Source organism: Propionibacterium sp. oral taxon 192 str. F0372 (genome assembly GCF_000413315.1).
Lineage (GTDB): Bacteria > Actinomycetota > Actinomycetes > Propionibacteriales > Propionibacteriaceae > Brooklawnia.
In genome coordinates, this window is record NZ_KE340297.1 from 1,550,468 (window position 1) to 1,572,687 (window position 22,220).

Consider the following 22,220-nt stretch of genomic DNA (forward strand, 5'->3'; position numbering starts at 1 on the left):
CCGGCAGCAGATTCGAGAACCAAGGCGGTAGACGCAGGGCAGATGATACTTGCTTGTCGGGGTAATTCTCGAACCGCAGTCCCAGCACCGGTCGGTCCGGATCCTCCCAGTAGTCCTCCTGCCACTCCAGCCACGTGTAGTCCCCTCGGGCAAACAGGTGGGCCACCGTCTGGCCTTGGAGGTTGACACGGAATGCCTCGGTCATCAGTGGTCCTCCTGCGGCGGTTCTGGCTCTTGCGAGTAGTCATCAAGGTTCAGGGAATCCAACGGTGGGGAGTCATCCAGGCCCTGGCCCGTCTTCAGGGTCAAGAAGTCGTCAATCGCCTTCTGCAGCTTGGCTTCCCGTGCGTACACCATCTCGCTCGGATCGCCGAGTTCACCGAACAGGTGAGACTCTCGCACAATCGGATCCCAGTTCTCTGGAGTCTGGACCACTTCCAAAGGGATGCCCGGCATCAGCGCCCGATTCGCTAGCGAGTTGCTGAGTTGCTCCGGCAGCTTCCCGTGCGGAAAAACCTCGGGGCAGGCAGGCCGAGGAGTGGAGTTCCTGCCGATCTCTTGGGAAAGATCGTCTCCCGAGAAGGCTTCCTTCGTGTCGGGAGACAGGGGCCTTTGGGCCCACAGAGCACACAGCATGACGTGTCCCGAAGCCCGGTTGGTTCTGAAACTATTTGCCTGAGGAAAGGACAATGGCTTGTCGCTGACAGAATCTAAAAGCCGCTGTACTGAAGCATCCTCTTCACCTGCCCGAATGTATGCGGCCAAGATTCGCACCGCATTCGTGGTGCCGCCGGTGAGAACCGGGCCGATTACCGCCGCGCGCCAGTACCAGCGTCTCAGTAGCTCCAGATTTCTGGGTGATGGTTTGGGGAAGAGCGCGAAAAAGCGGCTGAGAACGACCAGCAAGAAACGGTAGGCCAGAAAAGTGAAATGCGGAACCCCTGATTTTTTCAGAAAATTGATGGTCGCTTCTAGGGAGTCGAAGGTCGCATCATAGGCCTGCTCTTTGGTCTCGTGGGGGAAGTCAGACCTGCTGATTCGCTCCTTGGTGAATTCCTGGTGGAGATCCCGGTAGGCATCCGATCCTCTGCGTGCGAGGAAGGCTTGAAGGATCGTTTCGGCATCGATGCTTCCCCAGGACAGTTCGGTCTCAACTTGTTCTTGAATTGATGCTAAAGTGGTGCCCTGATTGGCTACGGAGAATAGGCCGTGAAACGCTTCCGCCCGGGTCAGGCGCTTTCCGGTGTTATTCATACGGTCGTAGATCTCGCGCAGCATCTGTTCATTCTGCGAGCGGACCAGGTAGGCGGGGACATCGAACTCCCGGAGGCGCTGCGTGGCGGCGTTGATGTCGTAGATCCGATCGGCATAGGCGGGATGCTCGCTTGCCCAGCGCAGCAGACGTGGTAGATCGAACAAAACCGGCAGGGGGATGACGTGGTCATCCGATTCGCGACTCTTCTTAGCGCGAACTCGGAGAGGCTCGGAGCGTAGATCGTAGACGAGCGCAAAATCACCATTGAGACCATGAACGGGGTCGAACACGTTGAGGAATGTGGTGAGTCGTTGCTGTCCGTCGACGACATATGAGGCATCGGTCATCTCTTGTGCATCAATGGTGACATTGCCAAGCCGGATGCGCTCGGCGGGCGCAGGACGTACCCAGAACAGGAGGCTGCCGATGGGGAAACCCCGCAGTACGCTGTCGATCAGTGCCACCGCATCGGGGGTGTGCCAGCGCAGGCCGCGTTGGAAGTGCGGGATTCGCACGGATCCCTCGCGAACCGCTGCGACTAATTTTGCCAACGGATACGTCTGTGCGCTTGGCTCGGTGAGCAGGCTGGGGCGCGTTTCAGCAGTCGGCATCATCTCATTCATACTTCCCCTTCGAGCATTCTGGTAGAAAAATCAAAGCCACTGCTCACTCAAATGATCGTGATGCAGCCGTGAGAGGCATTCCCATGGTGAATCACCACTATTGTGCAACCCGTTCGTGCAGCGGATCAGCCTCATCAGTCGGATACTGTGACGTCGGCTGCTTCCACGACCATGCACAAATTTCTAGTACATTGAGGTTCGTCAGTAGGGACTGCTGGGTACCAGGAAGAAATACAGGGACGATGTTCGTCCTGACGGTCACCGAGTGGGTAACCGTCAGGACGACTTTTTCGCTCGAGTGCGGGGCTTAGCTGCGTCACAGCGCCCGGTGTGAGACCTCGACGCTGGCCGAGGTCACACCGGCCACTTTGACCAGTTCGTCTGGGGTGCATTCGGTGGAGGTGCAGCCATGGATCATGCCGAGATTCGGCAGGGTACGGGTCACCGTCACTCCGGCGGCCCTGAGTTCATCGGCGATGCTGGCAAGATCATCGGTGCGGTCGTCGGCGACGGTAATCACCCAGCTCTGAGTGCTTGCCTGCTTGGCCGCTGGGGCCGTGACCAGGCCCGCACCGGCGTCTTGTTTTGGCAAGCCGATCGAGGTGGCTCCGGCCACGATCTTGTCCCACAGTTCTTGGCCCCGGGCTCCCGTCGCCTCGGCGGTGAGGGCCGCGATTCCGGAGACGTGCGGGGTAGCCATGGAAGTTCCGCTGATGGTCTTGTAGTTCTCCGGTGAGATCCACGATGAGTGAACATCCACTCCCGGCCCAGCAATGTCTACCTCTCCGCCCTCGGCGTTAATAGCCTGGGCGGAAAAATCAGCGATCTTCATATCGGAATCGACCGCCCCGACAGCCATCACGTAGGGGCTGTTCGCCGGCGCCCCGACGAATCCTGGGTCTCCGATGCTGCGGTGGGCGTTGTTTCCTGCAGCGGCGATGATGACCGCACCCTGTTCCAGGGCTCGTTTCCCCGCGGTGACGTACGGCGGATGAACGGTGCGCACGTCGGCGCCCAGCGACATCGAGATGACCTGGCATCCGTTCTCCAATGCCCAGTCGATGCCCGCGAGGATAGTGGAGTCGGAACCAGAACCATCGGCTCCCAGCACCTTGCCCACGTAGATCTCGGCCTCGGGTGCCACACCATAGCCTCGGCTGTTCTCGCCACGAGCGCGTGGCCCCATGGCCGTGCCGACACAGTGCGTGCCGTGTCCGTGACCGTCCTCGGGGCCCTCACCGGGAACAAAGGATGCGGAGGTCACCTTACGTCCCCGGAAATCCGGATGGTCGGCGTTGAAACCGGTGTCCAGCACGGCGACCTTGATGCCCTTGCCGGTGTACGGGGAATCGATAGCCTTCACCGCTTGTAGGCCCCAAGTAGCCTCATCGGTATCGGTGAAGGAATCGGTGATTGCGTAGTAGGTGGTTTCCGGCAATACGTGTACTGGCAGGTCGTTCTCACTGGCGTGGGTGGTCAAGACCTTGAAGTCAGAGTCAGCTGCCCCGGTGACGATTGCAACACCCAGCCGGGGGTAGTAGTGCTCTGGGGTATAGCCGAGGGTCTTCAGCATGGTGGGGGCGACGTCGTCGCGAATATTGATGTCATCGGTGTCGAACACGACGACAAAGCGGCTGGTGGGGTCTTCCATGGGCTCTCCTTCGCGTTTCATGGAACCACTAACGGTGCCCACGCCGCCGAATCAGGGTCGTACGATCACAGGCACTGTGCCGGTTGATGGTTCCTTGGCTGCGACCCGGTGCCGCAGCGACTGCGCCCAGTCAATCAGCCAGGTCCGACAGTTTCCATGGGGGCGGTTCAGTCAACGGGGTGTTGCGGGGGCCCGCTGGCCCTGTGGTCGCAGTCGCCGACCGGCCTAGCATCTGACCGGGTCTCAGTCTGTGTCATCACTTCCCTCATGCACGTCATCGTCATGAGACTTTCAGCAACTGGTGACTGCTGTGCACTCCGGTGTATCGGGAGCAGAAAAGGTGCCCCTTGGCTCAAACTTAAGGAGCTTTCTCAGTACGGAGGAAACTGAGAATCACGGTGCACACTCATCAGAAGTTCTGCGACCCTTTCTACGGTGAATCACAATTTTCTTGTCCAAGACTGACGATCATGCGATTACCATGTTCACCATTTTTGTTTCGAATGGATGTTCACCCGAGCCCATATCGATGACTATGCCGACCCAAGCCTTCCGGCCCACAGCACCTGGACCTCTGATTCCCGGTCATGCTCGAATGAGGCAGCCTGCCGTTCGATGACAGTGGAAAAACTTGTGGGCAACTCCACCTATGCGCATCCAGGAAGGCTAGTTCCCGCCCGCTTGTGCGGGCGGGAACTACCGCGTGAACAAAATAATCCTTCGGCCCGCTCAGTTCCCGGTGCTCTTGGCTCGCTGCAAGGCTTTGCGCCGGGCTTCTTCGGATCTGGACGCCAACTGGGCAGCATGCTGCTCGTCTCGGGTCAGATTCTTCCCGGTCTCTGGGTCGAAGACCATCATGGTGGCGGGGTCGAAGAACAACCTGGCCGACTCACCCTCAACAACCTGGGAACGTGGATCAAGGTTGACAACGTACTGGGTACGCATGCCCTCACCGTCCAGGTCACGGTCCAATTCCTCCAAGGTGTGCTGCACCGTCGGATCGGGGTCGAAGGGAAGGTAGGCATACTGCTCGTTGCCCAGCCACTCGGTCACGTCCACCACCGCATCGAAGACCATCGTTCCGGCCGGAGGATCGGTGACGTCGGCATCTTTGACATGCTCGGGACGCAGACCAACAATGACCACTTCCTTGCCCGCCAATGCTGCCTTCGCGGCCTCAGGAATCGGCACGGTGGTCATCGGCAACTCCAACTGGTCTCCCTTCACCTTCGCGGGAAGGAAGTTCATCGGGGGAGACCCAATGAACCCAGCGACGAACAGGTTCACCGGCTCCTCGTACAGTTCGCGCGGTGAGGCGCACTGCTGCAAGACACCTTTCTTGAGCACCGCGACTCGGTCGCCCAAGGTCATGGCTTCAGTTTGGTCGTGGGTGACGTAGATCGTCGTGATGCCCAGCCTGCGCTGCAACCGGGCGATCTCGGTACGCATCTGGCCACGCAGCTTGGCATCCAAGTTGCTCAACGGTTCGTCGAACAGGAAGGCATCGGCCTCCCGGACGATGGCTCGTCCCATGGCTACCCGCTGGCGCTGGCCACCGGACAGATTCGCCGGTTTGCGGTCCAAATGTTCGGTGAGCTCCAGCAGCGATGCTGCTTCGGACACCCGGCGGTCCACCTCGTCGGCAGGCACATTCGAGTGGTTGAGCCGCAGCGGAAAGGCAATGTTCTCACGAACCGTCAGATGCGGGTAGAGCGCGTAGTTCTGGAACACCATGGCCAGGTTGCGATCCTTAGGTGCCAACTCGTTGACGCGCTTGCCGTCGATCTCCAGGTCTCCGGAGGTGATGTCCTCCAGCCCGACGACCATCCGCAAAGTGGTCGACTTACCGCAGCCCGACGGCCCGACGAAGATCATGAACTCACCATCGGCGATATCCAGGCTGACGTCGTTGACGGCCTTGAACCCGTCCCCGTATTCCTTGACGATGTTCTTCAGGGTGATCTGTGCCATGTCATTTAACTCCTTGCTGTAATCAGCCCTTGACGGCGCCGGATGTCAGGCCGGAGACGATCCGGCGTTGGAAGATGAGGACGAGGACCACGACGGGGATTGTCACGACCACACCGGCCGCACAGATCGCCCCTGTCGGTGATTCGAACTGGGATGCGCCAGTGAAGAAGGCCAGCGCCGCCGGCACCGTGCGCGCATTATCACTGGTCAGCGAGATCGCGAACACGAAATCGTTCCACGCAGTGAAGAAGGCGATGATTGCCGTGGTGAATACGCCTGGTGCCGCCAGCGGGACGATCACCTTGCGGAAGGCCTCCCAGCTGGTTGCCCCATCGACCTGGGCCGCCTGTTCCATCTCCCACGGAATCTGCTGGAAGAAGGCCGACAGGGTCCAGATCGACAACGGAAGGGTCAGCACCAAGTAGGGAAGGATTAAACCGGGAATTGTGTCAAACAGGTGAATCCGACGCCACAAATCGAACAGCGGGGTGACGAGCGAGATCACCGGGAAGAACGACACCGTCAGCGCGGTTCCCAGGATGAGGCGCTTTCCGGGGAAGTCCAATCGGGCGATCGCATAGGCGCAGAAGGTGGCCAGGATCACCGCGATCAGCGTCGCGATCATGGTGACGAGCACCGAGTTCAGCAGGGCCGGGAGGAAGAGGTCCTTCGCTCCGCCTGCGAAGATCAACTCGTAGTTTTCCAAGGTTGGGTGGTGAGCCCAGAACTTGCCATCAGCACGATCGGCGGTTGGCTTGAGGGACATGTTGACGATCCACAACAGCGGAATCACCGTATAGACGATGATGGCGATCGTCGCGACCAACTGCCAGAACTGCTTTGCGGGGCTGATTTCTCGATTCATGTCAGCTCACTTCCTTCCCCGGGCCAGGTCGACGCGGAATCCCTTGACGAAGACGACCGCGATGATCACCACGCAGCAGAACAACAGCACCGACACCGCAGAGCCGAGGCCGACCTCGGTTCTGGAGATCGTCTGGTTGTAGGCCACCAGCGACAGCGACGAGGTGCCGTTGCTACCGCCGGTCATGATGAAGATGTTGTCGAAGATGCGGAACGCGTCCAAGGTGCGGAACAACAGAGCCACCATGATCTGCGACTTCATATTCGGCAGGATTACCCGCCGTAGCCGCTCGCCCCAGGTGGCGCCGTCGACGATCGCGGCCTCCTCCATAGCCCCATCGATCTGGGTCAGCCCGGCCAGCAACAGCAGCGACATGAACGGGGTTGTCTTCCAGATCTCCGACACACAGATCGGCACCATCGCGCTCCAGAAGCCGCCGAACCAGTCGAAATCGGCCGGGAACATCCCGAAGGTCAGCTTATTGAGCAGCGGGTCGATGAAACCGGTGTCGGTGGCGAAGGCGTAGAACCAGGAGAATGCCGAAACCACGGTGATGATCGAGTAGGGGATCAGCACGATGGTGCGCAGCGGTCCGCGACCCCGGATCACTTTCTCCATCGCCAAGGCGATGAAGAAGCCGAGCACCAACTCGACCACCACAGTCACCACGGTGATCAACGTGGTGGCACCGAAAGCCTGCCACCACAGTGGATCGGTGAGGATGATCTGGTAGTTGCGCAGGAACACGAATTCGCGCCCACCCGGGTTGGTCAACCGGTAGTTGAACAATGAGGTCCACACGGCTTGGAGAATTGGGTAGAAGGTCACCAGGACCATGATCACGAAAGCCGGTCCGGCGAGCTTCCATCCCAAGCGGCGTTCATCGCGCGCCCGGTCAGACAGTTGCGCCTGGGTGGGCTCGGTCGACGTGGTGCTCACAGCAGTGCCTCCCCTCGAAGGACCTTCATGATCAGCTCGGTCGACTCCGCCGGAGTCGTTTCCGGATTCACCTGATCGGGTGGCGACCATGTGCGCTGGATGGCCGTCGAGAGGTCGCCGTAGTAGGCGGTGCGCGGACGCTGGACCGCCATATTCAGCGAGTCACGGATGGCGTCGGCCATTGGGAAGGCTTCCTGGATCTCGGGATCATCGAAGACTGCCTTACGTGATGCCGGGTTGCCGGTGCCAAGCATGTAGGCCTTCTGGTGTTCGGCGGTGGTGATGCAGGCGATCGCATCCCAAGCCTTGTCCTGCTTTGTCGAGGCCTTGTTCACCCCCAGTTCAATGCCACCGAACGGCGGCGCAGATTCCTTGTCTGCATCAACCCTGGGGTAGGTGGTCCAAGCGACGTCGTTAAGGAAGGGGACCTCGGTGGATCCCATCGCTGCGTAAACATAGGGCCAGTTGAGCATAAACCCGGAGGTTGAGTCGTCGGAGAACATGTTCAGTGCCGCCGTCTCGTTCATCGACGACATTGCCGGGCCCACGGCCCCGGAGGTGGCAAGTTTCTGGATGGTCTCGGCAGCCTGCTTGCCGGCCTCGGTGTCCAGACCCAGCTGGGTATCCTCGGCCGCAGCCCCTTCGTTTTCCACGATCGCCCCACCGGCCCCCGCAACCAAAGCATTCACAAAGACTGTGTAGCCCTCGTAGCGTTTGGCCTGTACCGCGATGGTCTTGTTGGTGCTCTGTGCTGCCTTCATGACCTGCTCGAAGGTGACCGGTTGGGTCATGTCGAGCCCGGCCTGTTCAGCCACCGACTTGCGGTACCACAGCAACTGGGTGTTGGCCCAGAAGGGAGCCGCGAGTAGATCGCCCTTCCACTTCGAAGCGTCCAAGGAGCCCTGAACACGGTCCTCGGTGAAATTGCTGGCGTACTTCTCGGGAACCGGAACTAAGTAACCAGCCTCCCCGAATTCGGGGACCACGACGGGGTCGAGACTCATGATGTCGACCCCCGAGTCATTGGCTGCCAGACGGCGGATCAACTGCTGACGCTGGTCCGATGCCTCGTTGGGCAACTGTTCGATCTTGATGGTGTACTTGCCGCCTGAAGCCGCCGAGCATTCCGCGGCCAACTGCGCCTGGCCACCACCGGTGGGCGAGGAACCGCCACCATCGGGGTTGATGAACCAAGTCAGGGTCGTATCACTCGTATTGGTGCCGCAACCCACCAAGATGGGTGCCAGGAGCGCCAGAGCGGCTCCGCCCACCAGTGAGCGCCGTGCGAATTTGAACTTCATCGTTCTCCTCGAGTTCACGCGCTGGGGTGCGCGTCCCTTTTGGAACTGCATTACCACACCAAATGCAACCACAGTTCTGGTGGATCTGTCACCAGCGTCCTCCTCATGGACGCTGCGTGATGGCATGAAGTGACTAGCCCGGGGACGTGATGCGACGAGAACGTCCGTTGGCGGTGAAGGTGGTGCTCTTGACAAGCAGAGATGGTTAGCTTGGTGGAGAGTTTAGATATCCACGCTGATCATTACTTGATCATGCCGAATACCGAATTGTTGTTGATTTGTGATTCTGAATACAGTGTCGCACCGAACGCGGTGAGCGCTTTCCCGTCGGTGAATGTCTGCTTGCCGAAAAATGATCATGGGGTTCGATGGCTCATCGATCTGGCACTGGAGGGGAGTGCGCTGCCTGGTCGGCTGTGGCAATCGAGTGATTGGCTCAGCGTGGGCTGTCGCCGACTGTCAGCCCGGCGTGACGTTGCGGCGGTGGCGCAGGGTCGTCACACTCTCGTAAGAACTTCCCGGTGTTGGCTGTCATCTGCCTGCGACGAGGCTTGATGTCATGAACAAGATTATTTCTTTCGTTGCCCTCTCCCTCGTTGCGGCGGCCACCTTCTCCGCGTGTTCCAGTGGCAACTCGATGGTTGGGAACTCAATGAGTCCCACCATGACCCAGGCTTCCTCTGGGACGATGACTCCCGATTCCAAGATGTCGGGTAGCGCCATGAGCCCGGACCACAGCATGTCCGATGCTATGAACAGTGGTACCTTCATCACCTACGACCAGTATGCCTCCGACAAGATGATGCACTCGCATGGACCGGTGGTGCTGTTCTTCAACGCATCCTGGTGCCCCGACTGCAAGGCCATCACCGAGGAACTGACCTCCGATCCATCCTCGATTCCATCCGGTACCACCATCGTCAGCGTCGACTATGACTCACACACCGATCTGCGTCAGCGTTACGGGGTTACCATGCAGCACACCTTCGTCCAGGTCGATGGTGACGGCAACGCACTGAATACCTGGAGTGCCACCACCGTCGATGACATTGCATCGGGCATCAAGGCCTGAGTTGCAACCGACCGAGGGCTGACCCATGTTGTTCACCGCTGTTCTATCCCTGCTCGCAGGTCTTCTTACCGTCCTCGCCCCTTGCGTGCTGCCATTCCTGCCGGTCATCGTCGGCGGTAGCCTATCTGGGAACCGTCGTCGCCCCTATGTGATCGCTGGATCGCTGGTGGCGTCGTTGATGGTGTTCACCTTGTTGCTCAAGGCCTCAACCGTGCTCATTGATGTCGATCCGATGGTGTGGACAACTATCTCGGGCGGCTTGGTGATCGGCCTGGGGCTCGTCATGTTGTTTCCCGGAGTCTGGACGACCATCGCCACCCGCCTGCATCTCGATCAAGGTTCCCATGCCCTGCTTGACAAGGCACAGCATGCATCAAACGGCATCGCATCGGCCGTGTTCACCGGGGCTGCCCTCGGCCCGGTGTTCAGTTCCTGCAGTCCCACCTATGCCTGGCTCATTGCCTCCGTATTACCCGCCAGCCGTACCGCAGGACTGCTCTACCTGGTCATCTATTGCATTGGCGTTGCGGTGGCCCTGCTCGCCATATCCCTACTGGGCCGACGGCTGCTGGACAGAATCAAGTGGGCGGCCGATCCGCGCGGCTGGTTCCAGCGCACCATCGCAATTCTGTTCATCCTCGTCGGTTTGCTGGTGGCCACCGGGGTGGACAAGAAGGCGCAGACCTGGGTGGCTGGACACCTGCCCTCGTTGTCCGCAGTGGAGCACAAGGTGCTTCCCAAGGACAGCGCTGATGCTCTGCCCACCGGCTCGGGAGTCGGTCAGCAAGCCCCGGAACTCGCCGGGATCACCAGCTGGATCAATTCCGATCCGCTCACCTTGGACGGACTCCGCGGCAAGGTGGTTCTCGTTGATTTCTGGACCTATTCCTGCATCAACTGCGTGCGCACCCAGCCTTACCTCAATGCCTGGTACGACACTTACCGTGACCAGGGCCTGGAGATCGTCGGTGTGCATGCACCGGAGTTCGCATTCGAGAAGGTGCCCTCCAATGTCGAGACCGCGGTACATGAAGCCAAGATCGCCTACCCGGTCGCACTCGACAACAACTTCACCACCTGGCGTGCCTTCAAAAATCAGTACTGGCCAGCCAAGTATCTGATCGATCAGAACGGTATCGTGCGCCAGGTGCACTTCGGAGAGGGTGGCTATGACGAGATGGAGAACGCCATCCGTGAGCTGCTTGAGGCCCGAGGCTCCACCGTCGGTGCGGCCTCGGATGATCAGGCGGGGGCCGGGCAATCTCCGGAGACTTATCTGGGAACCCGCCGTGTCTCTGGCTTTCAGGGAAGCCCACGGCTGGGTGAGGGCACGATGAGCTACTCACCGGCCTCGGATCCCGACTCGAGCAAATGGAACCTGTCGGGTACTTGGAAGGTAGACGGGGAATCGATCACCGCGGTCTCCGGCGACGCCACCCTCACCTACCGCTTCGACGGACGTGAGATGTACTTGGTGATGGGCGGGACTGAGGGCGCCACTGTGAAGGTGGAGGTCAACGGCCGGATCCAGCATCCCGGCCAGGATGTTGCTGACGGGACGGCGATCATCCACCAGCATCGCTTATATCGGTTGGTGTCGTTGCCGAAGGCAGCCGAGGGAACCCTCGTCACCCTGCACTTCAGTCCCGGGGTCACCGCCAACGCCTTCACCTTCGGAGGTTGAATGCCGGACAGCTATGGTGAGCGAGTGCCTCGAATCCTAGTGGTGGACGACGATGACACCGTGCGTGGTGTCGTGGGCGACTACCTGCGCGCCGCAGGCATGGAGGTCGTCACCCGCAACGATGGCGTCGACGCCTTTGCCACCGCTAGCACCCAGCGGTTTGATCTCATCGTTCTCGATCTGATGCTCCCCGGCATTGATGGACTTGAGGTCCACCGCCGCCTGTGCCGTTGTGGTATCCGCACCCCGGTCATCATGCTCACCGCCAAGGCTTCCGAAGCTGATCGAGTGCTGGGCTTGGAGACTGGCGCCGACGACTACCTCACCAAGCCGTTTTCGGCACGTGAACTCGTGCTGCGGGTGCAGTCGATTCTACGTCGTTCAGGGGCCAGTGAAACCCACGAGTCGGAGCGGCAGATCGTGGTCGACGGAGATATACGCCTCGACCTCACGGCCCGCAAGGCATTCCGTGACGAAGCGCAGTTGGACCTCACCCTGCGCGAATATGATCTGCTCGCCCACTTCGTCACTCACCCTGATGAGGTGATGTCCCGGGAAGAACTCATGGGACACGTATGGGGTTGGGAATACGGCGATCCATCCACCGTCACCGTCCATGTCCGGCGGGTGCGCAGCAAGATCGAGGCCGACCCTGCAAACCCGAAACGCTTGGTCACCGTGTGGGGCCGTGGCTACCGCTGGGAACCGGCAGAGGAGTGACATGACAGCGCTGCTCGCAGCCGTGGCCGCTGCCCTCGTTGTTGGGCTGGTGGGTGCCGCTGGCACCCTGCGCGTCGCTCGCAGTTCAGTGAGGTGGGCGACCATTCTTGGCCCGGTCACCGTCGTGCTGGCGGTGGGGGCTGGGTTGTTGGTTGGGACGAGCAAAATGCTCATCGGCGACGCCAGAGTGGTGCTGCTCATCCTCGGCGCCGTGCTGCCTGTTGCCTTGCTTATGGGGGTTTTCGTGTCTGTCCGGTCGAACCGGATCATGACCGATGTTCGGACCCGCTTGGATGGGGAGCGTCGACGCAGGGAGATAGAGGAAGGCCGGTTGGAACTCATCACCTGGCTCTCCCATGACCTGCGTACTCCGCTGGCGGGGATCCGGGCCATGGCTGAGGCGCTCATCGACGGCGTTGCTTCCGATCCGCAGGCCTATCACCGAGCAATTGTCGTCGATGCGGATCGGACTACCACCATGGTGAACGATCTGATGGCCCTCGCATCGTTGAAGTCCAAGCTCACCTCCAGGACAACCGAGACGGTTGTTATGGCCGATCTGGTCTCCGACCTGCTGGGTCAGCTCCGGCCCCTGGCACATTCGCGTGGGATGGAACTGGTGGGGGAGCTCAATACCACCACCTCCGATGTCAACGGGGACACTAGCCTGCTGACCCGGGCCGTGCAGAACGTTGTGGTCAATGCGATCAACTACTCGACACCGGGAACTCGGGTAAATCTCGCCCTGGATTCCGCCGCGGGATGGGTCGTGGTCTCGGTGACCGATGGGTGCGGGAGACTAGAACCTGACACGTTAGCCCACATGTTCGAGGCCGGGTGGCGTCGGGATACCGCCCGCACACCGAACGCATCTGCCGGTTCGGGCCTGGGCCTGGCCATTGTGAAAGCAGTAGTCGAAGCCCATTCCGGACGGGTGCAGGTGAACAATACCGTGGACGGGTGCACCATGGTCTTGCAACTGCCCGCAGCCTGATATGTGTCCCACGCAGGCGTGTCTTGGCCATCCCGGTCGTGACGGTTCTCGCTCGTCAGCGGTAAGGTCCGCTCCAACTAAATCCCCTGAGCATGCTCCCCGGGGTGCCTATCGTGCGAAGTGCCACACGATCCGATCGACGGATTCAGTCCTGTTGCGAGGATTGCAACTCCAGACTCATCGTGCAGTGCCCAGGGGCAGCGAAGGGTAATAACTGCGTGTCGGCTTGGTGGTTCCATTCCTCCATGGCTCCCGCGATCAGGGATCTGTGCATCGCACACACCATGTCTGGGTCTTGTCTGGCCTCCTCCACCAGGGGACAGGTGTGCAGCAGGACCGAGGTCCTGTCCTCCGACACCTCGGGAGAAAAACCCATCGAGGCCAACAAATCGACGAGATGCTGGAGCAGGTCATCCTGATCATCGGGCAGTGTGGAAATCAGCGCGCGGGCCCACAAGGAACCTAGTTGTCGCGCCATTTGCGGATCACGGGTCAGCACGCACTGCTGGGCCAGTGCTTGGGCTAGGGCTCGGTGGTCGATGTCCGATGGGGCGGTGAGTTTCGTGCGTCCCAGTGGGCTGATCGAATAACGCAGTGCGGGACGACCTCGGCCCCGGGGCGGTTCGGGTTCGCAATCGATATAACCCTCGGACGCTAGCTCCTCCAGGTGAACCCGAGAAGTGTTCGGGTGCCCGCCCACGGTTGCGGCGATCTGTACTACGGTCGCCGGGCGATTGAAGCTGTTGACCGCCCGCAACACGCGCATCCTGGCGGGAGTGAGCTCTACCGCGGTCGCGGCAGAGGGGTAGGGACCGAGTGGGATCGTGTTGCTGTTCACGCACATAGCATATTAAATTCTTCCATACCGTGAGTTGATAAATCTTTAGGAGACCCTGTGAGCAACGAACTTCCCATCACCGAGGCATCTCATTCCTGCGGCTGCGGACACCATGACGAGGGTCTTCCCACCCTTGACGCCCGCGTCATCCCCCATGCCATTCGCCATGGTGCCATCATTGGTGCCTTCCAACAGATTGCCCCGGGTGCAGCCATGGTGCTGGTCGCCCCGCACGACCCGTTGCCCCTACTCGCCCAGCTGCAGGAGCTATTCGGTGACCAGATCCAGTTCGACTATCTCGATCGTGCCCCCGAAGCCGTGAAGATCAAGTTCACAAAGATCGCAGCCTGAGGTGGTCGTGCTCAGCAGCAGCACGAGCACAAGGCGTGTCGCATTCTCACCGGCTCCTAGACCCGCGAAGGGACGCATCGCGCTCCTGATGCTCGGAGGGCTCTGCCTCCTGTCCGGATTGGATGCGGCATTGCTGCTGCTGGGTGTTTGGGCACCTGTTGGAGCCTCGCACCTGCCCGGGCTGCATGGCATGGTGATGACTTTGGGCTTCATGGGGACGGTCATTGCCTTAGAACGGGCTCAGTCCCTCGGCAAGTCGTGGGCCTATATCGCCCCGGCGCTCATCGCGGCTGCATCGTTGTCACTGGTCGCAGGCATTCCGCAGGTGTTCGGCAAGATGCTGCTCGTCCAGGGGTATGTGGTCTTCACTGCCGTCTATATCGCGTTATGGCGACGCGCCCCGGTGACCGGGGTCGTCGTGCAAGTGCTGTCCGGGGTGATGGCCCTGTGCGCTGCGATTCTGTGGGTGTCGATCACGGTGGAGAGCCTCATCATCCTGTTGGCCGCATTCATCGTGCTCACTATCGCTGCCGAACGGGCCGAACTCGCCCAGCTCACCATGGGCCCGAAGGCTTCCCCCCGGCTGTTGGGGCTGTCCACAATCCTTGTCGTTGCCGCGCTGCTCACCCTGCTCACCCCGGCGGTGGGGGCCAGAGCGTTCGGGGTCGCCGTTCTCGGTTTCGTCGTCTGGCTGGTCCGCGATGACGTCGTCGGCAAATTCATCCGTGCTCAAGGGCTGCGACGCTACAACGCGACCGCCCTACTGGCCGGCTACCTATGGCTCGGTGCGGCTGGCCTGAGCTGGGCCGTCGTCGGACTCCCGACCGTCCAGTGGGCCTATGACATCACCATCCACGGAACCTTCCTCGGCTTCGGGGTGTCCATGATCATGGCCCATGCCCCGATCATCTTCCCTGCGGTCCTCGGTCGGCCTCTGCCCTACAAGCCGATCTCATGGCTCCCGTTGTTACTGCTGCACTTGGGCATGGTGCTGCGCGTGGTTGGTGATTTGAGCGGTATCACCCTGGTCTGGCGTACCGGCTCGGTAGTCAATGTCGTCGCCATGCTCGTCTTCCTCATCGTCTCTGTGATCTTGGTGGTGACCCATCGTGCAGCTGACAAGCGCTCCTGAAACTCCTGTGGCGAAACCTAGGCGGGGGCATTGGCCCCTGCGCGACTACCCGTCGATCTTCTGGCTGGTGGCCGGACTCGGGGTGCTTGCCGGGCAGCGGTACATCGCCGAGGCGACCTGGCTGATGGTCCACCTGGTCATGCTCGGGGCGCTCACCCACGCCATCATGGTGTGGTCTCAATATTTCAGTGAGGCCCTGCTCAAGGTGCCTGCCACCGCCAGCGGTCGGCGTGCCCAGTCCGCGAAGATCGCCACGATGATTCTCGGCGCAGCCTTGGTGCTGGTGGGGTACCCGCAGGGGGCCCGGCCGGTCGTCATCGCGGGCGCGGCGCTGGTGGGTTTCGCCGTGACCTGGCATGCGGCGACCATCATCGTGATGATGCGCAGGGCATTGCCCAGCCGGTTCCGGGTCACCATGCACCACTACCTGCTGGCCGCACTTTGCTTGGTGGCAGGGGCCACTTTCGGCACGCTGTTGGCCGACACCAGTACAGAACCCATGCACGGGCGACTGCTTATGGCCCACACCATGACGAATCTGCTCGGCTGGGTGGGGATGACCGTTGTCGGAACTCTGATCACTTTCTGGCCGACGTTGCTTCGCACCAAGATGGATCCGCACGCTGACCGTGCAGCGCGCATCGCCTTGCCGGTCTTTGCGACGGCGCTGGTCATTATCGATGCCGGAGCCCTGAGCGGCCACATGACGGTCGCTGCCGCTGGTCTGGCGGTCTATCTGGCTGGGTTGCTCATCTGGGGCCGGGTGATCGTCATCCCATTCCGCGCCAAGCCACCCCGCGAATTCGCCTCGGCCTCGGTGGCCTGTGCCCTGGTGTGGGCCGTAGTCGGGTTGGCCTGGGTCGGTGTCTTGGTGGTCAGGGCCGGCGATTGGGCCCATGTGAGTGCAGGCTATGGGCTCGTCGCGATGCTGTTTGTCGGGGGATTCGCCGCTCAACTGCTCGTCGGTGCGCTGTCCTATTTGATTCCCACGGTCGTCGGTGGTGGGCCCTCGGTAGTGCGGGCCTCTCTGTCCTGGTTCAACCGGTGGACTACCGCACGGCTGGTGATGGCCAATTCTGCCGTCGTGCTGACGCTGCTCAGTACCGTCCCAAGCGTGCGGATCTTCGCTGCCGGTGTCGCAGGAGGGTGCATGGTCATCTTCCTATACCTCATGTATAAGGGAATTCTCGCTGGAGTGGATGCGAAACGGGTGCTCGCCGCCGGAGGGACTGTCGAAGTCCCTGAACATCCGACGTGGTCTGCTCCCCAGCTGGTTGCAGCACTCACCGTGCTGGCCCTGGGTATCAGTGCCGGGGTCGGCCTTGATCCGGAGGCAGCTGGGCTCTCCCGGAATACCGATCCTGCGCGTGGAGGAAGCCAGTACTCGACCGGGCAAACCGTCCGGGTGCAGGTGAAGGCCGTCGCAATGAGCTACGAACCTTCCTCGGTCACCATCAACGCAGGTGACCGGTTGATTATCGAACTGGTCAATGAGACTCCGTCGATGGTGCATGATTTGTCGGTGCTGGGACGTACCACCCCGCGCTTGGCGACGGGGGAGACTGCGGTGCTCGACTTGGGTGTGGTGAACCAATCCACCCAAGGGTATTGCACGGTCACTGGGCATCGGGCAGCCGGGATGGTCTTTGATGTGGTCGTCAACGGATCAGTTCCGGGCCAGAGTGGTGGGTACGGTCACGACCACAGTTCTCCCAAGGTGGATTCCACTACTGCCCTGGGAGGGTTCGTCGACCCGGTGCTGCCACCGCTTGCCGAGGAGACCATCCATCGGGTCACCATCGACATGACCGAAGCTCCAATGGAGGTCGCGCCTGGGGTGTGGCAGAACCGGTGGATGTTCAACGGCCACCAGGTGGGTCCGACGCTGCACGGTAGGGTGGGTGATGTCTTCGAGATCACCCTGATCAACTCTGGCACGATGGGACATTCCATCGACTTCCATGCCTCCGAGATCGCCCCGGACCAGGTGATGCGGACCATCGGGCCCGGAGAACAGCTGACATACACCTTCACCGCGAACCGCGCAGGAATCTGGATGTATCACTGCGGAACCGCCCCGGTCTCCTCGCACATCGCTGCCGGGATGCACGGCGCGGTGGTCATCGACCCGCCTGGCCTTCCGGGTGTCGACCATGAGTACGTCATGGTTCAGTCAGAAATTTTCATGGCTCCTGGTAGCGGTTCGGCACCTGACAGGGCAGCTGAGGTCGACTCGGACAAGGCGATGACCAAGCAGGAGGATTACATTGTCTTCAATGGCATCGCCTTCCAGTACAAGCAGTTCCCGATCAAGGTTCGCGTTGGGGAGCGGGTTAGGTTCTGGGTACTGGACGCCGGACCGAATCTTCCCTCCAGTTTTCACGTGGTGGGGGCCCAGTGGGACACCGTCTACTTCGAGGGTGGCTACCAGTTGGTCCGGGGGCGTGACGCTTTCGGTAACACTGGCGGGGGAGCCCAGGCACTGGGGCTCCAGGCTGCCCAAGGCGGTTTCGTCGAGACCGTCTTCACGCAGCCAGGGCACTACACGATGGTGTCGCACATCTTCGGCGATGCCGAGCGGGGTGCGCTGGGAATCATTGAGGTGACGCAGTGACCGAGTTCAAGCTCAAACGCATTCAGGAGACACCGGGCGTAGACGACGGGCGCCGAGTACTGGTCGACCGGTTGTGGCCGCGCGGGATCAGCAAGCAGGCGGCCCGCCTCGACGAGTGGTGCAAGGATGTTGCCCCATCTACGCAACTGCGCAAGTGGTTCGGCCATGATCCGCAGCGCTTTGCGGAGTTCTCCCACAGGTATCGTGAGGAACTCGCCACGTCCGGCGCCGCGACCGAATTTTCCGCCCGGATGGCCGGTTACCAGACGGTGACCCTGCTCATCGCAGCCAGGGATCAACAGCACAACCATGGCTTAGTGCTGCTCGCGGTTCTGCGCGAACTTGCCTGAGCAGCAGCGGGCTCCTGAGCGGGTGGTGTGTGCGTACTACCCAGGGCTGATAACGCCATCAATCATTTCTTCCATGTGATTGTCAGCCAATCGGAAGAAATGGCTTTTCGGTTAGGTGTCCTGAGAATTTTCTGAGAAATATCGTGGGATTTGTGCCACCGTGGCAGTAGTCCTCTAGTATGAGGTCGTCCGGTGGGGTCTGGGCCCGGTGTGGTGCTTAGGGCAGCGGGCACTTAGGGTTCATCGATGAGGAAGGCGGCGTGATGCGTTTCATCAGGCACTTGTGGCGCGACTTCGCCAATGCCTTCACTGGATGGATGGGGATTGCACTAGCTGCCCTGCTTGGCGTGCTCCTGGGAGTGGGCATCTACACGATGTTCTACTCGGGGGTCATCAGCTACTTGGACGACGATCCGGCCGTCTGCGCGAGCTGTCACGCCATGAACGAGGAATACGAGGCCTGGCAGAGGGGAAGTCACCACGACGTGGCCACCTGCAACGCTTGCCATGCCCCGCACGACAACCTCGTGTACAAATACATCAACAAGGCGGACAACGGGTTTTGGCACTCGCTAAAGTTCACCTTCCAGAACTATCCGGAGAACATCCAGATCCGCGATCATAACCGCGCGATCACCGAGGCAGCTTGCCTTTACTGCCATGGCAACTTCGTTGACCAGGCCGCTAATAGTTCAGTTCACAAGGGCGAGACGATGTCGTGCATCCATTGCCACGACGGCGTCGGGCACAAGAGGTGATGTGAGATGAGTGACGACAACGTTTCCGCTGAACAGCCGACGACGTGGACGGGCCCACGCAAGAAGTGGGTTCCCGTGGTTGTGCTGGTTGCAGTCGCCGTGGCCTCGGTCGCCCTGACCTGGCTGCTGACGACGATCTTCGACCACAAGCAGGAGTCGAAGGCTCCGTTCACCCAAGTAACAGAGCTCAACGACACCACCTACGACCCTGCGGTCTGGGGCCAGAACTTCCCGATCCAGTACGAGGGCTACAAGGCGACGATCAAGGACACCGATGGTGACTTCATCAAGGTGGAGCCTACAACCGAGGATCCTCGCGAATACCACACCCTCTCGCGCATCGACATGGAGACCCGCGCCCAACACATGTGGCGTGGCTATGCCTTTGCCGTCGACTACACCGAGCCGCGCGGTCACGAATGGGCATTGCTTGACCAGATGTACACCAAGCGCACCGATGAACAGTTCAAACAGCCTGGCACCTGCCTGAACTGTCACGCATCCATGCCGGAGGTCTACGACAAGCTCGGTAACGGTGACCGCAAGGCGGGTTTCGATGCCATGAACAAGCTCTCCTACCGAGAGGCCGTCCAGCACGCTTCGTCGTCGATTGCCTGCATAGACTGCCACGATCCCAAGACTATGGAGTTGACGATCACTCGTCCCGCTTTCATGGAAGGCATCAAACGGGCGAAAGCAGCTGAGGGCATCCAGGACTTCGATGTCAACCGCGACGCTACCAACCAGGAGATGCGTAGCTACGTATGTGCCCAGTGTCACGTCGAGTACTACTTTGCGGGTGAGGGTAAGACCCTGACTTTCCCGTGGAAGAACGGTCTGACCGTTTATGACGCGATGGCCTATTACGACGAGGTCGGCTGGACTGATTTCGAGCACGCCGAGTCCAAGGCCCCGGTACTCAAGGCGCAACACCCAGATTTCGAGACCTGGTCCCAAAGCATCCACGCACAGAATGGAGTCACTTGTGCGGACTGCCATATGGCCTACAACCGTGAGGGAGCCGCAAAGACTTCTAACCACCAGATCATGAGCCCGATGGCTTCTGAGGAAGCGATTAACTCTTCCTGCCTCACCTGCCATCACTCAACGGCCACCGAGATGAAGGAGCGCGTTGCCGGTATTCAAGGGCGCTGGCAGGATACCCTGAACGTCAGCTTCACCGCCCTTGATGCTCTGATCAACGACATCACCAAGGCAGAAGCCGATAAGACGGCAACCCCCGAGCAACTGACCGCGGCCCGCGACTACCAGCGCAAGGCTCAGTTCGTGATCGATTACTCCTTCTCGGAGAACGGTCGTGGCTTCCACGCACCGGCTTACTCGATCTCGATCTTGAACCAAGCCACTGACTGGGCCCGGTCGGGACAGTTGGTTCTGCGTGGGGTTGACGTCCAGAATGGTGTACAGCCCGCCATGGCCGAGCAGCACATGCCGACCGGAGGGCGCTGATATCGACGGTGACTACATGGGAGTTGGTGAGGAGGCAATGAAGCCGACGTGGGATGACGAGAACCGGAAAGCCCTCGAAGCCTTTCTCGCCACCGCCCCCGAAGAGTTGAGGGGCTGGGCAAGCGAACAGCTGGCCCAGCCCCCTATTACCGGTCATGATGCCGTCGAGGAGCCCGATGCAGACGGCTTGGCTGCTGAGTTGGCTGCAGCTATCGACGGGGATGAGGCAGCCGACATTGAGGACCTCCTCCCCGAATACGAGAGGCCTGCATCTGCCATGCCGGATGCCTCGAGAAAAACGTCTGTGACGCACAAACGCGTGGGGGCCGCAAAAGTAAATCTGGTGCTGGTTGTGCTGTTGTGCGCCGCCGTCGTGATCATCATTCAGCAGGCCGGTCGTAACGCGAATAACTCCCAGACCCAGATGCCCGCCAACCATCCGTCGGTGAACTCCAGCATCAATCCCTCGGACGTCGCCCAGATGGACGAGGCCGAGCCAGTAGACAGCCAGCTTGAGGCAGACCTCAAGGCTAAGGCCGAGGCTGACCCGAATGACATCGCCTCCCGCCAGCAACTGGGGCAGATGTACCTGAAAGCCACCCTCTACCAGGATGCGATCAGCTGGTTCCAGCAGATCCTGGACATCAGCCCCAGCAATCTCGATGCCCTGCTAGCCATCGGTGTCGCCGAGTACCAGTCGAATATGTACACCGAGGCAGAGACCCACTGGCGGCGCGCCGCTGAACTGGCCCCCGATGTCGCCGAGCCCTGGTATAACCTCGGTTTCCTGTATATGGCGCAGACTCCACCCAACGTCGACCAGGCTAACGAGTGCTGGAACAAGGTGTTGGAGGTCGCCCCCGATTCCGAGATGGCGGCCGCGGTTCGCAGCCACCAGTCACGGATGAACTCCTCGTCCTCGCCAAGGTAGTCATGGAAATTACCGTTCCAGCGGCCTTCCTGGCGGGAATCGTCTCCTTCGCATCGCCGTGTTTTCTGCCTATCGTCCCTGCCTTCGTCGGCCAGCTGATTGGTGCCGGTTCCGAGCGGGTATCAAAGCCCGCGGCCGCACGAAATGCTCTGAGCTTTGTCGCCGGTTTCTCTGTGGTGTTCATTGCCCTGTGGGCCTCTGCTGGACTTATCGGGCGTTCCTTGGGCCCCTGGGCCGGTTGGGCGCGCATCCTGGGTGGCATCGTCCTGGTGTTTATGGGCCTGCACCTGGCTGGAGTACTCAACATCGGGGTGCTGAACAACGTCGCCCGCGCCACCGTGACCACCGGGAAACCAGCATCGGCGGTGCGGTCTGCGGTCATGGGCGTGGTCTTCGGAGCTGGGTGGACACCGTGCATCGGACCGATCCTGGGCGGGATTCTCGCCATGGCGACGATGAGCGCCACGACCTGGTCGGGAATCTCGCTGATGATCGCCTACTGCTTGGGACTGGGGATGCCCATTGTGGCGGTCGCCTTGGGATCGGCGCAGGTCACTTCGAAATTCGATTGGTTCCGTCGTCATCACGTCGGCGTTTCGCTGACGAGCGGAGGGTTCCTGCTGATACTCGGTTTCCTGATGATCACCAACCTGTTCGCCAAACTTGCCAGATTCATTCCGCAATTCGGAATCTGAGGAGAT

At 60.6% G+C, this 22,220-nt stretch carries 19 protein-coding genes and 1 pseudogene; 12 read left to right on the forward strand and 8 right to left on the reverse strand.

Features of this window, described 5'->3' with window-relative positions; genetic code table 11:
* Positions 1-19 precede the first annotated feature (19 nt).
* The 7 genes and pseudogenes from HMPREF1531_RS14420 to HMPREF1531_RS07310 form a co-directional block, all read right to left on the reverse strand.
* Positions 20-205 (reverse strand): annotated as a pseudogene (locus HMPREF1531_RS14420) (hypothetical protein); the annotation flags it as partial.
* Entirely contained in the window at positions 205-1,878 is a 1,674-nt protein-coding gene (locus tag HMPREF1531_RS07285) for a DUF262 domain-containing protein (protein WP_016669290.1), read from the reverse strand. The pseudogene HMPREF1531_RS14420 and the gene HMPREF1531_RS07285, both read right to left, overlap by 1 nt.
* A gap of 316 nt (positions 1,879-2,194) precedes the next feature.
* Entirely contained in the window at positions 2,195-3,529 is a 1,335-nt protein-coding gene (locus HMPREF1531_RS07290; RefSeq protein ID WP_016669291.1) for a S8 family serine peptidase, read from the reverse strand.
* A gap of 729 nt (positions 3,530-4,258) precedes the next feature.
* The gene (locus HMPREF1531_RS07295) at positions 4,259-5,500 is read right to left on the reverse strand and encodes an ABC transporter ATP-binding protein (RefSeq protein ID WP_016669292.1); all 1,242 of its coding nucleotides are present in this window, start codon (positions 5,498-5,500) and stop codon (positions 4,259-4,261) included.
* A gap of 22 nt (positions 5,501-5,522) precedes the next feature.
* Complete coding sequence (locus HMPREF1531_RS07300) at positions 5,523-6,365, reverse strand: carbohydrate ABC transporter permease (protein ID WP_016669293.1); 843 nt, start codon at positions 6,363-6,365, stop codon at positions 5,523-5,525.
* A gap of 6 nt (positions 6,366-6,371) precedes the next feature.
* The gene (locus HMPREF1531_RS07305) at positions 6,372-7,304 is read right to left on the reverse strand and encodes a carbohydrate ABC transporter permease (RefSeq protein WP_016669294.1); all 933 of its coding nucleotides are present in this window, start codon (positions 7,302-7,304) and stop codon (positions 6,372-6,374) included.
* A complete protein-coding gene (locus HMPREF1531_RS07310) occupies positions 7,301-8,605 on the reverse strand; it encodes an extracellular solute-binding protein (RefSeq protein WP_016669295.1) in 1,305 nt (434 codons plus the stop codon). Before HMPREF1531_RS07310 ends, HMPREF1531_RS07305 begins: the two co-directional genes overlap by 4 nt.
* A 559-nt stretch (positions 8,606-9,164) precedes the next feature.
* Here HMPREF1531_RS07310 and HMPREF1531_RS07315 point away from each other — a divergent pair.
* From HMPREF1531_RS07315 to HMPREF1531_RS07330, 4 genes are read left to right on the forward strand one after another with little or no spacing between them, the layout of a single operon-like run.
* Positions 9,165-9,677, forward strand: coding sequence for a thioredoxin family protein (locus HMPREF1531_RS07315; RefSeq protein ID WP_016669296.1), 513 nt, complete (start codon positions 9,165-9,167; stop codon positions 9,675-9,677).
* 25 nt (positions 9,678-9,702) lie between these two features.
* Positions 9,703-11,361 (forward strand): cytochrome c biogenesis protein DipZ, encoded by a 1,659-nt coding sequence (locus HMPREF1531_RS07320; protein WP_016669297.1) that lies wholly within the window; start codon positions 9,703-9,705, stop codon positions 11,359-11,361.
* A gap of 24 nt (positions 11,362-11,385) precedes the next feature.
* Positions 11,386-12,081 (forward strand): response regulator transcription factor, encoded by a 696-nt coding sequence (locus HMPREF1531_RS07325; RefSeq protein ID WP_232210234.1) that lies wholly within the window; start codon positions 11,386-11,388, stop codon positions 12,079-12,081.
* Between the two features lies 1 nt (position 12,082).
* Entirely contained in the window at positions 12,083-13,075 is a 993-nt protein-coding gene (locus HMPREF1531_RS07330; protein WP_016669299.1) for a sensor histidine kinase, read from the forward strand.
* A gap of 145 nt (positions 13,076-13,220) precedes the next feature.
* Here HMPREF1531_RS07330 and HMPREF1531_RS07335 read toward each other — a convergent pair whose 3' ends face one another.
* The gene (locus HMPREF1531_RS07335) at positions 13,221-13,913 is read right to left on the reverse strand and encodes a helix-turn-helix transcriptional regulator (RefSeq protein ID WP_198011009.1); all 693 of its coding nucleotides are present in this window, start codon (positions 13,911-13,913) and stop codon (positions 13,221-13,223) included.
* Positions 13,914-13,970: 57 nt separating this feature from the next.
* Here HMPREF1531_RS07335 and HMPREF1531_RS07340 point away from each other — a divergent pair, with 57 nt between their 5' ends.
* The 8 genes from HMPREF1531_RS07340 to HMPREF1531_RS07375 all read left to right on the forward strand — a co-directional run bounded on the left by HMPREF1531_RS07340 (position 13,971) and on the right by HMPREF1531_RS07375 (position 22,214).
* Positions 13,971-14,264, forward strand: coding sequence for a DUF2249 domain-containing protein (locus tag HMPREF1531_RS07340; protein WP_016669301.1), 294 nt, complete (start codon positions 13,971-13,973; stop codon positions 14,262-14,264).
* A 7-nt stretch (positions 14,265-14,271) separates the two neighbouring features.
* Positions 14,272-15,396 carry a hypothetical protein gene (locus tag HMPREF1531_RS07345; RefSeq protein ID WP_198011010.1) on the forward strand — a complete coding sequence of 375 codons (1,125 nt, stop codon included), beginning with the start codon at positions 14,272-14,274 and terminating at the stop codon, positions 15,394-15,396.
* Positions 15,374-18,010, forward strand: coding sequence for a multicopper oxidase domain-containing protein (locus HMPREF1531_RS07350; protein ID WP_016669304.1), 2,637 nt, complete (start codon positions 15,374-15,376; stop codon positions 18,008-18,010). The genes HMPREF1531_RS07345 and HMPREF1531_RS07350 overlap by 23 nt, the downstream gene beginning before the upstream one ends.
* Entirely contained in the window at positions 18,007-18,360 is a 354-nt protein-coding gene (locus HMPREF1531_RS07355; RefSeq protein WP_016669305.1) for a DUF488 domain-containing protein, read from the forward strand. Before HMPREF1531_RS07350 ends, HMPREF1531_RS07355 begins: the two co-directional genes overlap by 4 nt.
* 263 nt (positions 18,361-18,623) lie before the next feature.
* Entirely contained in the window at positions 18,624-19,118 is a 495-nt protein-coding gene (nrfH, locus tag HMPREF1531_RS07360; RefSeq protein ID WP_016669306.1) for a cytochrome c nitrite reductase small subunit, read from the forward strand.
* A 6-nt stretch (positions 19,119-19,124) separates the two neighbouring features.
* Positions 19,125-20,588, forward strand: a complete 1,464-nt coding sequence (locus HMPREF1531_RS07365; protein ID WP_016669307.1) for an ammonia-forming cytochrome c nitrite reductase subunit c552 — start codon at positions 19,125-19,127, stop codon at positions 20,586-20,588.
* A 37-nt stretch (positions 20,589-20,625) separates the two neighbouring features.
* Complete coding sequence (locus HMPREF1531_RS07370; RefSeq protein ID WP_016669308.1) at positions 20,626-21,519, forward strand: tetratricopeptide repeat protein; 894 nt, start codon at positions 20,626-20,628, stop codon at positions 21,517-21,519.
* Positions 21,520-21,521: 2 nt separating this feature from the next.
* Positions 21,522-22,214, forward strand: coding sequence for a cytochrome c biogenesis CcdA family protein (locus HMPREF1531_RS07375; RefSeq protein WP_016669309.1), 693 nt, complete (start codon positions 21,522-21,524; stop codon positions 22,212-22,214).
* Positions 22,215-22,220 lie beyond the last annotated feature (6 nt).